Annotated in this window: 10 protein-coding genes and 1 pseudogene; 6 read left to right on the forward strand and 5 right to left on the reverse strand. The window is 64.2% G+C overall.

What is annotated here, in order from left to right:
- Window positions 1-683 (reverse strand): annotated as a pseudogene (locus Q4E95_RS07770) (hypothetical protein); the annotation flags it as partial.
- 584 nt (window positions 684-1,267) lie between these two features.
- Between Q4E95_RS07770 and Q4E95_RS07775 the strand changes: the two are divergent.
- Genes Q4E95_RS07775 through Q4E95_RS07785 form a run of 3 tightly spaced genes read left to right on the forward strand, consistent with a single transcriptional unit; the run spans window position 1,268 to window position 4,657 of the window.
- Window positions 1,268-2,539: a glycosyltransferase family 4 protein gene (locus tag Q4E95_RS07775; protein ID WP_303382757.1), complete on the forward strand. Its 1,272-nt coding sequence runs from the start codon at window positions 1,268-1,270 to the stop codon at window positions 2,537-2,539.
- A gap of 16 nt (window positions 2,540-2,555) precedes the next feature.
- Window positions 2,556-3,596 carry a GDP-mannose 4,6-dehydratase gene (gene gmd / locus Q4E95_RS07780; protein ID WP_303382758.1) on the forward strand — a complete coding sequence of 347 codons (1,041 nt, stop codon included), beginning with the start codon at window positions 2,556-2,558 and terminating at the stop codon, window positions 3,594-3,596.
- The gene (locus Q4E95_RS07785; protein WP_303382759.1) at window positions 3,593-4,657 is read left to right on the forward strand and encodes a GDP-L-fucose synthase; all 1,065 of its coding nucleotides are present in this window, start codon (window positions 3,593-3,595) and stop codon (window positions 4,655-4,657) included. The genes gmd and Q4E95_RS07785 overlap by 4 nt, the downstream gene beginning before the upstream one ends.
- Before the next feature lie 25 nt (window positions 4,658-4,682).
- On the opposite strand, the gene Q4E95_RS07790 is transcribed toward Q4E95_RS07785, so the two are convergent.
- The 4 genes from Q4E95_RS07790 to Q4E95_RS07805 form a co-directional block, all read right to left on the reverse strand.
- Complete coding sequence (locus tag Q4E95_RS07790) at window positions 4,683-5,939, reverse strand: lipopolysaccharide biosynthesis protein (protein WP_303382760.1); 1,257 nt, start codon at window positions 5,937-5,939, stop codon at window positions 4,683-4,685.
- Window positions 5,939-6,766 carry a glycosyltransferase gene (locus Q4E95_RS07795; protein WP_303382761.1) on the reverse strand — a complete coding sequence of 276 codons (828 nt, stop codon included), beginning with the start codon at window positions 6,764-6,766 and terminating at the stop codon, window positions 5,939-5,941. The genes Q4E95_RS07790 and Q4E95_RS07795 overlap by 1 nt, the downstream gene beginning before the upstream one ends.
- Before the next feature lie 124 nt (window positions 6,767-6,890).
- Entirely contained in the window at window positions 6,891-8,309 is a 1,419-nt protein-coding gene (locus tag Q4E95_RS07800; protein WP_303382762.1) for a hypothetical protein, read from the reverse strand.
- A gap of 16 nt (window positions 8,310-8,325) precedes the next feature.
- Complete coding sequence (locus Q4E95_RS07805; RefSeq protein WP_303382763.1) at window positions 8,326-9,696, reverse strand: polysaccharide biosynthesis tyrosine autokinase; 1,371 nt, start codon at window positions 9,694-9,696, stop codon at window positions 8,326-8,328.
- 325 nt (window positions 9,697-10,021) lie between these two features.
- On the opposite strand from Q4E95_RS07805, the gene Q4E95_RS07810 reads away from it, so the two are divergent.
- From Q4E95_RS07810 to Q4E95_RS07820, 3 genes are all read left to right on the forward strand, one after another.
- On the forward strand, window positions 10,022-10,567 hold the full coding sequence (locus Q4E95_RS07810; protein WP_303382764.1) for a putative colanic acid biosynthesis acetyltransferase: 546 nt from the start codon (window positions 10,022-10,024) through the stop codon (window positions 10,565-10,567).
- The gene (locus tag Q4E95_RS07815; protein WP_303382765.1) at window positions 10,564-11,733 is read left to right on the forward strand and encodes a glycosyltransferase; all 1,170 of its coding nucleotides are present in this window, start codon (window positions 10,564-10,566) and stop codon (window positions 11,731-11,733) included. The genes Q4E95_RS07810 and Q4E95_RS07815 overlap by 4 nt, the downstream gene beginning before the upstream one ends.
- A gap of 54 nt (window positions 11,734-11,787) precedes the next feature.
- Window positions 11,788-12,425: NAD(P)-dependent oxidoreductase (locus tag Q4E95_RS07820; protein WP_303382766.1), on the forward strand; the 638-nt coding region annotated here is incomplete at its 3' end.

Here is a 12,425-nt window from a genome sequence, read left to right on the forward strand (position 1 = left end):
GCAGGGAGGCGGTCCTCACCGAGCTCGAGTAATTCCTCGATCACATCCACACCGCATTCCGCCACATGAATGCGGGCCGTGCACTGCGGTTGCCAATCCCCCGCGCGGTAGTCGTGACGCGGTCCTCCGCGCAACCGCCCCACCAGGTTCGCAATGGCGTCTGGGCTTGCCTTGGCGTAAATCGACGCCACTCCGTATAGTTTTTTGGCCACCCGGCGGTCCGCTTCACGAATCACTTCGATGCCCTGATCCTGATGCGTTGGGATCTTTTGCGGGTCCTTCAGGGCTCGAATCGAACCGGCCTCGGCATCCGAGTAGTGGGCGCCACCGATTTCGAGGCCCTCCTCGCTGACCGGCGGCAGGATCAGCCCGCTCGCACGGCGCAGCCCGCCGTACTGGCGCAGGAATACGGCACCGGACACCGGTTCCCACAGCAAGCGTTGCCCGAACGGGACTTTCGAGGCGGCCAGGAGCGCTGCGCCGATACGCAACCCGATCGCGTGGACCGGCGCATCGTGGCCCACGATTCTTCGCGCCTCGGAGTAACCACGTGCGAGGTCGTCCTCCCAGATCGCGACGGGATCACTGGCCTCGGGTCGAGCCCCCGATTCGGTGGTGCCGCTCCAGCTCAGTCGGATGGCCACCCAGCCGTCTTCGGCCGCGCGTGCGGCGACCAACCGCATGCTGCGGTGGCTGACGACTTCCTCCCTGGCCAGTGCGGGTGCAATGACGACCGCACCGCGTACCCGACCATGTGCCGGACCGTGGACCCACGCGTGAATCACGCGATCAGGCGCAGTCAAAAATGTTGCTTGGCCTTCTACCCTCATAGGTTTCTCCCCACCCCATACATGGCCCGGAACACCCCTACGTGCTCCGCCACCCGGTCCCCACCGGATTGACCAAAATCTCTGGCCTCGTTCCGCTTGTTTGCCCTAGCGTCACGGACCTTTCGACAATGTTCTCAGGCCACCTCTCGAACCTGGAATTTAGCCGATAACGTCAGCATACCCACACTCCCGAGCCGACCGGACGGAATTCTCCGGCCCCGGCCTCTCGGGGCACTCTCAATGCATTCACATAATGCCGCCTCACAAGTGAGATTACTTCACGTGTCCCTATTTAGGGTGACACGTGATGAAGAACCCAACTATTGCATCTTTCCGCGACATGCTTATTATGTGAGCTAGCGGTTGGTGACTTGGGGGTTACCACCGTGTTTACGGACCTTGGGCTATAGGTCCAATTTTTTGGGGGAGGTCTCATCATGGGGCAACGCGTTTTATTCATTGGGCTCAATTACGCCCCGGAACACACGGGCATCGCTCCGTACACGTCAGGAATGGCGCAAGCTTTGACTGCTGCCGGCTGGGACGTAGGGGTTATTACCGGGCTACCACACTATCCGCAGTGGCAGGTTCACGCCGGTTATGAGCGTGGCAACCAGAACCGGGAAACGATCAACAGTGTGCCCGTCGCACGAGTGCCCCACCCGGTTCCGGGAAACGCGGGACTTGCACGCAGGCTCGGAATGGAAATCATGTTCGGTCTGCGGGCGGCACGGGCCCGGTGGAACAACCCGGACGCAGTGGTGGTCGTGAGTCCGGCACTGTTCGCATCGGTGATCGTTCGTCTTCGCGCGAAGTACCACGGCATTCCGGTGCTTGCGTGGGTGCAGGACATCTACACGGCGGGACTGACGGAAACGGGATCCGCCGGAGGGCTCGCGACCAGGGCCATGCGGGCGGTGGAAGGTCGTTTCCTGCGCTCGTGCGAGGGCATGGTGGTCATTCACGACCGCTTCGCCCAGTACGTGCAGCGTGTGCTGGGCGTGGACCCGGCGCGCGTGCACACCGTTCGGAACTGGACCCACATCGGGCCATCAACACACATGGACCCCGCCACACTGCGTGAGCGGTTCGGTTGGCCCATGGAGGACATCATTGTTCTGCACACCGGCAACATGGGTGCCAAACAGGACCTGGGAAACGTGGCCGCGGCGGCTGCCCGGGCCGATCAATCGGGTGCCCCGGTGCGCTTCGTCCTGGTGGGTGGGGGGCGGCAGCGCCCACTGCTCGAAGAGCTGGCCGCTCACGCACCGCGCTTCGAGGTGCTCCCCAGCGTCGACGACGAGACCTACAGTGCGCTCCTGGGCGCCGCGGACGTACTGCTCGTCAATGAGCGCCCCGGGTTGACCGAGATGTGCGTACCGAGCAAGTTGACCAGCTACTTCACCGCCGGTCGCCCCGTGCTCGCGGCCGTTGAAGCGCAAAGTCCGTCTGCATTCGAGGTTGCTTCGGCCGACGCGGGAATGCGGGTCCCTCCGGGTGACCCCCGAGCACTCCTGGCCGGGGCGCTCACGCTCCACGGCCAATGGGTCGAATCCGGCGGCACCCGGCACAGCGGTGGCGCCCGTTACGTCCGTGAAGTCCTCAGCCGCGACGCCGCCACCAAGGCTTTCATTGCTGCATTGAATGCGGTGCGGACCAAAGGTCATGCACCCACGCGCACAACCACCATTGCTACCCTCAACAACTGAACCGGGAAATACTCCAATGACGAAAAAAGCGTTGATCACCGGCATTACGGGCCAGGATGGTTCCTACTTGGCCGAGCTTTTGCTTTCCAAGGGCTATGAAGTGCACGGGGTGATCCGGCGGGCTTCCACTTTCAACACCTCACGCATCGACCACCTGTACCAGGACCCCCACTCTCCGCAGGCACGTTTGTTCCTGCATTACGGAGATCTCACGGACGGCGCCCGCCTGGTGACACTACTCGGTGAGATCGACCCGGACGAGGTGTACAACTTGGCCGCTCAGTCCCACGTGCGCGTCTCGTTCGACGAACCCGAGCACACGGGAGCCACGACAGGGCTGGGTACCGTGAGGCTGCTCGAAGCCGTCCGACGGGCGGGCGTGAAGTGCCGCTTCTACCAGGCGTCGACGTCCGAGCTCTACGGTGCCACGCCGCCTCCGCAAAACGAGGACACCCCGTTCTACCCGCGGTCCCCCTACGGTGCCGCGAAGATTTACTCGTACTGGATCACCAGGAACTACCGCGAGGCGTACGACATGTTCGCGGTCAACGGGATCCTGTTCAATCACGAATCCCCTCGCCGCGGCGAGACGTTCGTGACCCGCAAAATCACGCGCGCGGTCGCGGCCATCGCCGCGGGAAAACAGGAGTGGCTCTACATGGGCAACCTTGATGCCGTGCGTGACTGGGGATACGCGGCCGAGTACGTCGAGGGCATGTGGCGGATGTTGCAGGCCGAAGAACCCGAGGATTTCGTCCTGGCCACCGGACGTGCCACATCGGTGCGCGAGTTCCTGGAAACGGCGTTCGACCATGCCGGTCTTACCTGGCAGGATCACGTTCGGTTCGATGACCGGTACCTGCGACCCACGGAGGTGGACGCATTGATCGGCGACCCCTCCAAAGCGGAGGACAAGCTCGGTTGGAAGGCCCGGGTCCACGCACCCGAGCTGGCTCGCATCATGGTGGATGCGGACCGCGAAGCCCTGGAGTGCGTGGGCACCTCTTGGATCGACACGGTCGGAGAAAGCGTCTGGGCCCCGGAGACCGCCGCATGAGCGCCGATCAACGGACCACAACTCTACGGAGTGCCACGGACAGCATCGGACCGCGCACCATCAGTGATCCTACGGACGCGCGCACCCACGATGATGTGCACTACACCCCTGGCGAACTCGATCGATCCGCCACGTTCTACGTGGCCGGCCACCGCGGGTTGGTGGGCTCGGCCCTATGGCGGCACCTGAAGAACCAGGGATTCGACCATCTCATCGGGGCGACATCTTCCGACGTGGATCTGAGGGATCGTGCTGCGGTGGAGCGATTCATGTCCGAGCACCGGCCCCGGTACGTTGTGCTGGCCGCGGCCCGGGTCGGTGGGATCGCGGCCAACAACTCCCGCCCGGTCGATTTCCTGTCCGACAATCTCCGCATTCAGGTTAATGTCCTGGATGCGGCACTTGCCGCGGGCGTCGAACGGGTGTTGTTCCTGGGCTCCTCGTGCATCTATCCCAAACTTGCGGAGCAACCGCTGCGTGAGGACTCCCTGCTGACCGGGTATCTGGAACCGACCAATGACGCGTACGCAATTGCCAAGATCGCGGGCATCATGCAGGTCCAGGCCGTGCGGCGGCAATACGGTCTGCCCTGGATCTCGGCCATGCCCACCAATCTCTACGGGCCGGGGGACAATTTCTCTCCGGAGGGTTCACACGTCCTGCCCGCGATGATCCGCCGTTACGATCACGCGGTGGAAGCCGGTGCCACGTCCATCACCAATTGGGGTTCGGGCTCACCGAAGCGCGAATTCTTGCACGTGGACGATCTCGCCACGGCCTGCTTGCACCTGCTGGAGCACTACGACGGGCCGCAGCAGGTCAACGTTGGTGCCGGCGAGGACGTCACGATCCGGGAACTCGCGGATCGGATCGCGGAGGCCACCGGCTACGAAGGCGAAACGCACTGGGACACCCGCAAGCCCGACGGCACGCCGCGCAAACTCATGGATGTCTCGCTGCTGCGCGCGCAGGGCTGGTCTCCCACCGTGGATCTGACCAGCGGTCTCCGAGACACCGTGGCCTGGTACCGGGCCCACCGGGAGCAGGCCCGGGGCCTGTGACCTGGCGGCCCGGGCCGACGGCGCGTTAGAGAGTCAGCCAGCACACGGTCAGTCCCAGCGACGCCAGCGCCACGCAGATCACGAACGAGCGCCACGGTGCGGCCCGTCCGATCAGACTGAAGGAGACCAGAACCACCGCGACCTCGCGGGCCACCAGGACGGTGGCCGCCATGTGCAGGTCGAAGGTGGCGGTCCAGGCGATGACTATGCCGAAGGCGACTCCGGTCACCGGCCCCACAAAGGTTTTCCAGGCCTGTCCCGTGCGGACCAGCAGCACGGAAGCCGACCAGGACAGCACGGAGGGGAACGCCACCATGGCGATGAACGGAACCATGGACATGGCCGTTGCCCAGTCGGGACCCAGCAGCGGCCGGAGCACGAGCGATGCGGCCATGGAGAGGACCACACACCCGAATGCCAGGAGCAGGGCACGCGAGAGCAGCCGCTCACTTTCGCTCCTGATCTCGCGGTCCTCGTCCTTGTCGGCGATCCCGACCCTCACCACGTTGGCCGTCGACGCCGCGAGCGCATCACTGGGGGCGCGTCCCACCGCGTTGCCTGCGCTGTAGGTGCCCAGGGCTGCGGTACCGGCAAAGATGCTCATGAACAGGCGCTCGGCCTGGCCCTGGAACCACGACATGAGGGCATAACCGGACATCGTGGCCATATCGGAGAAAATTGACTGCTGCCCCGGTGGCGTCTGTGGAATCGGTTTGTCGTTATGCCGGGCCCGCCACCAGCACAAAAGGGCGAAGACGCCCTCGGTGAGCGCCAGTTGAAGGGACGGTCCCAACAGCGAGTGGGTCAGGATCAGGGTGGTTCCGCCCACCGTCAGGCCCAACAAGGCGGCCCACAGCTGCAGACGTGCCAGGGTCCCCCATTGGTTGGTTGCCTGCAACGTGCCCACGTACAGCAGGCCGAGGACACCGAAACCCGGGGCCAGTGCCACGGGCAGTACCTGGAAGAATTCACTCCAGTTCTCAAGCGTCCCGTTCCACCGCAGGAACAGCATCAGGCCCACAAGAATGAGGAACGCCACGAAGGGCATGATCGCCCTGTAGCGATTCATGATGCGCATGCCACCGGGTTCGCTCAGCACTCGGATCACCACGAACCGGGCACCTGAATCGATCGTGACCTGAATGGCCGTGTAGATCAACGTGACCAGGTTGTAGATACCCACATAGTGCGGAGTTGTGAAGGCTGCTAGCAGTAGCACCACGAGCGCGGACGAGAGGCGGGGTATGGCCCGCTCGATCAGTGACTTGATCTGGGCGAGCATCAGGACTCTGTCAAAACGGTCGATGCTGATCTCACGTGATGTCTCGCGTAAGGACGCGTCTGCGGGCGCACTCCTGATATCACGCTCTCCAGCTGTTCCCGTGTCCCCGCTGGGCGTCCCGGAGCTCCACCGTTGTCGAGCAACCAGGACATTCCCGTGGCCTGCACCCATGCCGTATAGGCCCGGATGACCTGCGGGTCCTCGTAGACCCGGCCGACATAGTCCGGGGCACTGGAAATCTGACTCCGGCTCAGTCGGTAGGCGATGAGCGGGACCGCCAGCTTCACCACCGCGGCACCGGAGAGTAGCGCGTCGAACCACATCACGTAGTCCTCGGCCGCGGAGTGTTCTGCATAAGCGTTGGCGGCCAGCAACGTGGTACGCCGAGCCAACATACTCGGATGGAACAGCGGATTGACGAACGGCAGGAGGAGACCGATTTCCTTGCTGGTCAAGGAGCCGAAATAGGACGGCCTGGGAAGGGTTGCCTGCCCGAACCTCACCGCGGATCCGCACACGATGTCCGCGTGCTTCAGGGCGGAAATTTCCGAGCGGAACCGCCACGGCATCGAAATGTCGTCCGCATCCGCCCGGGCGACGAGTTTGCTGTCCGTGGTCTCCAGACAACGGCGCATGCACGCCACCGTGCCCCGGTTGATCGGGTCGACGCGGACCGAAAGGCGCGAATCCTTCACCCGTTGCGCACATTCTGCGGTGCGCTCATCCGGCCCGTCCACGGCCACGATGAGTTCGGCGTCTCGCGGCATCGCGCGAAGCGCGGAGCGGATGGCCGATTCGATAGTGGCCTGAGCCTTGTAGGCAGGCATGATCACCGTCAATAACGGCATGAGAACCCCCAGGAAAAACAAAGTAGTGGGCTCTGCCGATAGCCCCTCCGGACAGCCCAGTCGCCGGACATTCTCCCCTGTCCGCCGAGCACGTGCGAGATTATCACGATAGTCTTGCCCCCCTTTTTTTGAACGGCGCCCGAGCCTCGTCGGCCGGGCCTGGAAGGTCCAGGGGTCGACCGCGGTCGCGTGGATTTCCGACGATCCTCTCCGCGAGCCACAAGCCCCACAGCGGGAGGATGGACAGGGTCATGAACGTCTCGAAAGATTCCAGTTGGCCAACGATGCCTTGGAAGACCAACACCGCCCCGAAAGACGCAAGAAGCAACCGGGTGGACTCACTGCGGCTGCGGGTATAGGCGTCAGCGATCAGAGCGGACAACCATCCGAGTATCAGGTATCCGACCAGGACCCCCACCACCCCGAAGTTGAGAATCATTTCCGCGGTGAACCCGGGGACGATGTAGATCTGTTCCCCGTCTCCCAACAGGTCGAAGCCGGACACCTCTACCATGGAACGAAACGGACTGTCGCCTCCGGCCCCGGCGAAGTGCAGCAGTGCCATCGGAACATTGAGCAGAGCACTCCAAACGGTCTCGCCCCCCAAGGATCCGTGCAGGTCAACATGTTGACCTGCCCAGGCTGCCATGGAGAACCGGCCCCATTGCCAGTCGATGAACGACCACGGATCGGTGGTGGCACCAACGCGTTGTCCCGTGGTCACGACCACGAACACGGCGAAGAACACAGCACCTATCACGAGAATCGGCCACTTCAGGACTCTGATCCTGGGAAGCATGAGCGCCAGCAGCGGAAATGACACGTACATCAATTCAGCTCGCCCGCCGTTCCAGGTGGAACTCACCGCGAGCGCGGCCAACCCCGCCGTGAGGATCAACGTGTTCCAGATGGCCGGACCGGCCACGCGTCTGCGACTCGCCAGCGCGAGAACGAGAATCGACACGGCCCACGGTAGCCAACCGGCGAGAAAGGCGTAGCGGGCATTTCCCCCGTCCACCGCAATGATCCTGCCTCCGCCCTCCGGGGTGACGGCCATGACCCGGAGCATGCCGAAGGTTCCCGCGGCCGCCAGCATCAGCGCGGTACCGCCGACCGAGACCCGGTGGGCCGCGGCGAAGGAGTAGAGATTCTCCGGAGTGTACGATCCGCGCGGAAGCTGCTCGGGGTGCTTTCCCCGTGACTGTCCCCAGAGCGTGGGCCGGGGAACGACCATGCCCGCCCAGAGGGCGCAGCTACCCAAGAACGTCGCCCACGCGGCCGTCACCAACCCGGATTCGGCCCCGGTCGTGGGTCCGGACAGCGCCTCGAAATAACCGCGGTCGTTGGACCACCGCAGGACATGAGCGAACCCGGAGAGCACGTTGGCCAGTTGGAAGTTGACGAGCATCCACGTCCGAAGATTCAATCCGTCCGTACCACGCGATCGAACATGGGCAATGGAGAGGAGACCGACCAGGGCTGTGGCCACCAGCAGGACGGTTGCCGTGGCAACGGGGTTCACCGTCTCACCGCTGTCTTCAGCTCAGCCCGGCGTTGGCGCCGCGATGATGCCCGGAACGGTTCGCCACGAGGGCCACTTGCGTATCACCGTAGCCGTCCACGGCCTGCTGCAATCGACCCATCGGGGTTCCACCCGGCACAGTGACCAACAGGACGACGTCCGACGCGCGGCTGAGCACCACGCTGTCGGCGGTTTCGGTGAGGGGTGAACAGTCGATGACCACTACATCGAACTCATCGCGAAGCTCACCGATCAGAACATTCATGCGTTCGGAACACACCACATCACTTGGCCGAACAGTTTCCGTCCCCGCGGGGATGAACATGAGGTTGGGGCCCAGCTTCACCGCTGTCTCCTCGGCCTTGGCGGAGCCGCCGGCAATGTCTGCGACCCCTACCTGCATGTCCTCACCGAGCAGCTCGCTCAAGCCCCGGTTCTGCAAGTGCGCATCCACCAACACGACGCGACTTCCGAGGTCTGCGTAGCTACGCGCAAGCTCTGAGGCCACAGTGGTGGCTCCGTCCCGGTGTCGCGAACCCGTCACCAGAAGCACGGCCGACCCTGGAACGTGTGGTAGTACCTCCGGGTGATGGCGTTGCAACACCGATCTCAGCGAGACGAGTTGCTGCGGTACCCGCGGCTGGTCGGCCACGCCCGTGGTCTCGCCGCGACTCCCGTGCGACGACGATTGGGCCAGTCCCCGGGTGGACAGTTGTTTGAGACGAGGAATCGCCCCGGCCAGGATCGCACCGCGAACCTGGCGCAAATCCTGAACCGTTCTGGGGCGCCGATCGAGCCCTTCGACGAGAAAGGCCAGGATCGCTCCGAGCACGGCACCACTGGCAAGGCCGATCAACGGGTAACTCCAGGCCGGTAGGCCACTGCTGGAGGCCGGCAGCTCCGCCCGGCTGATGGTGGTTGCCCGGACCGTGCTGTCACGGCCCTCCACCGAGGGCGACAGTGTCGACACGCCCCGAGTGAGTTCGTCGGCAACCGCATTTGCCACGGTCTGAGCCTTCTCGGGTGTCTCGGCGGTCGCTGCGACATCGATCAGGGATGTGGCGGTCGGGTTCGTCACCGAGAGCATTCCCTCTAGTGCAGCCACCGATTCGTTGACGTCGGGGCGATCGGCCACCGGTTCCAGGACGAACGGGGTGGTGGCCAAAGTTGCATACGATTTCAGCTCACGCGACAGATATGTGGCTGCCTGATTGAGTTCGGCGGCGGAGTCGCTCGTGGGGATCGCCACGTACAACTGCGCCGTTGCTTGGTACTTAGGGGGAATCACCAGCGCAATGACCCCTCCGACGAGCAGCCCCACCAGCATTAACCCGGCAACAACCAGCCACCTTTTCCTAAGCACGTCAAAATAATCCCGCAGTGTCATATGCCCTCCCAGCCCTTGCGGCAGCGGGTCACGATGTCCGCCCGGACATTCCCCTCAACACCCGGAGGCGTTTGTTATCGACCCGCTGGATACTCCCCTAATAAACGCATTCTAAACACGAAATCATCTAAATCCTCCCATATCCTGGCAGCACACGGCGCCGCAAACAGGAAATCGACGCCGCGGTACGCATGAGATTTCGGGTGCGTTCGGGCATCCCGTATGGAAAGCTGAATCCAGGCTGACTACGGTAACCACGGGAAAACTCAACAGGGAACAGCACGGCGCAAAACGGCTCCGGTGATCACCCGTTCGAGGGGGAGAAATGACACGAAATTCACGGCGACTCGCCACCTTCACGGGTGTCGGCTACGACAAAGGCCGGGGCACCCTCGTGTGCGCCGCGTGGGCGTTGGTGGTCGAACCACTTCAGCGCTCGGTGCTGTGCCCACCATCCGTGCGCACGCATATCCTCAGGGCATTCGGGGCGAGCCTCGGCACCGGTGCGCTCATTCGTCACGGAGTGCGCATTCACTGGCCGTGGAAGCTGACCGTCGGTGAGGACTCCTGGATCGGAGTGGGGGCCTGGTTGCTCAACCTCGAACCCATCGATATCGGTTCGGACGTGTGCATCTCTCAAGAAGCGATGCTGTGCACCGGCAGCCACCGGGCCGACGATCCCGCCTTTGAATTCGACAATGCCCCCATTCGCATTGCCGACGGCGCTTGGATCGCCCTGCGTGCCACGGTGCTGCGCGGCGTCACCGTGGGCGAGGGCGCCGTCGTTGGCGCAACGGCCCTCGTCACGCGGGACGTCCCCGCCGGCCGGCGTGTTCTGGCACCCGCAGCGACCGAAACGCGGCCGGTATGAGGATCCTCCAAGTGGTGGCCCTCGTTTCCGGCACGAACGCCTATGGCGGGCCCACCACGGTGGCGCTCAATCAATGCCGTGCACTGGCCGACGCCGGGCACGACGTGGTGCTCGCGGCCGCCGGCTCAGACCTGGGCACGTCACTGCCGGACACCGTCCAGGGGGTACGCACCGCATTGTTCCCCCCGCTGCAGCTGCTTCCGGGGGCGGGGTTCGCCGGGCTGTCATCCCCCGGTTTGTTGTCCTGGCTGCGACGCGTGGCCGCGAGCGCGGACGTGATTCACGTGCACGTGGCCCGCGACCTCCTCACGCTCCCCGCGGCGTGGTTGGCCCAACGATCGGGCACACGAGTGGTGTTGCAGCCGCACGGCATGATCGACGCCTCGACCAATCCCCTGGCCCGCCCCCTGGACGCACTACTCACCCGGAAGGTCCTGAGCCGGGCGGGGCGGGTTTTTCACCTGACGACTCGTGAGGCCGAGGATCTGTGCGAGGTGGCCCGTGGTCCGGTACCCCTGCAGAAACTGCACAACGGCATGCCCAGTGCCTCTGGGCCACATCCGCTGACCAAGACGGCCGCACCCGAGCCGGGGGTGTCCGGGCCGAACGACTCCGCGGCGCAACGGCGCGCGTGCCGAGTCCTGTATCTCGCACGGTTGCAGGAACGCAAACGGCCCCTCGCATTCGTGGCAGCCGCACGAGCGCTCGCCCCGCGGTTCCCCCAGGCCACATTCGTCCTCGTGGGTCCGGGCGAGGGACAGGGAGAAGCCGTTCGTCATGCCATTGCGGAGGCTGGTTTGGGTGAACGCCTCACGTGGGAAGGCCCGGTGGATTCGCAAGGCGCGCGCCAGTGGATGGCGCGCTCGGAGATCTACGTCCTGCCCTCGGTCAACGAGCCCTACCCCATGTCCGTGCTCGAGGCCATGGCCGCCGGTCTGCCCGTGGTGATCACCGACAGCTGCGGCTTGGCGGAGACCGTGGAGCGCACGGGCTCCGGCCTGGTGGTCAGCGCGGAGCAGGAAGCGCTCGAGAACGCACTTGCGGAACTCCTGGGTGACCCCGCGAAACGGCGAGAGTTGGGTAGTGCCGCCGCGGAAACCATTGACCGCGAGTACGCCATGGACGCCGTGGTGGACCGGCTGCTCACTGCATACGGGGGCCGCTGACGTAAGGCTACGTCGTGAAAAAATGCCCACGAACGCACGCACTAGGATGTCCGTGTGAAGGCCTTACTGCTTGAGAACATCCATACCGACGCCGTTGACCTCCTGCGCAGCCGCGGAGTCGAGGTCGAGACCCGCAAGGGCGCGCTGGACCCCACCGAGTTGAAGGACGCTCTGCACGGAGTGGACATGCTGGGGATCCGATCCAAGACCCAGGTCACGCGCGAGGTGCTGGAAGCGCACCCGCAGCTGCAGACCATTGGTGCGTTCTGCATCGGCACCAACCAGATCGATCTGACCGCCGCCACGGACACCGCCACCGTGGTGTTCAACGCCCCGTACTCCAACACCCGATCCGTGGTGGAGCTGGCGATGGGCGAGATCATCGTGATGGCGCGTCACCTGACCGACAAGAACAAGGCCATGCACGAGGGTGTGTGGGACAAGTCCGCCAAGGGCTCCCACGAGGTCCGCGGCCGCACACTGGGCATTGTGGGTTACGGCAACATCGGCAAACAGCTGTCCGTGCTGGCCGAGGCGTTCGGCATGAAGGTTTATTTCTACGACACCGTGGACCGCCTGTCCATGGGCAATGCCACCAAGTGCGATTCCCTGGATGAGCTGCTGCAGTCCGTGGAAACCGTGACCCTGCACGTGGACGGGCGCCCCAACAACGCCAACATGTTCGGCCGCGA

Origin of the sequence: Kocuria sp., from assembly GCF_030536815.1 — a bacterium.
GTDB lineage: Bacteria > Actinomycetota > Actinomycetes > Actinomycetales > Micrococcaceae > Kocuria > Kocuria gwangalliensis.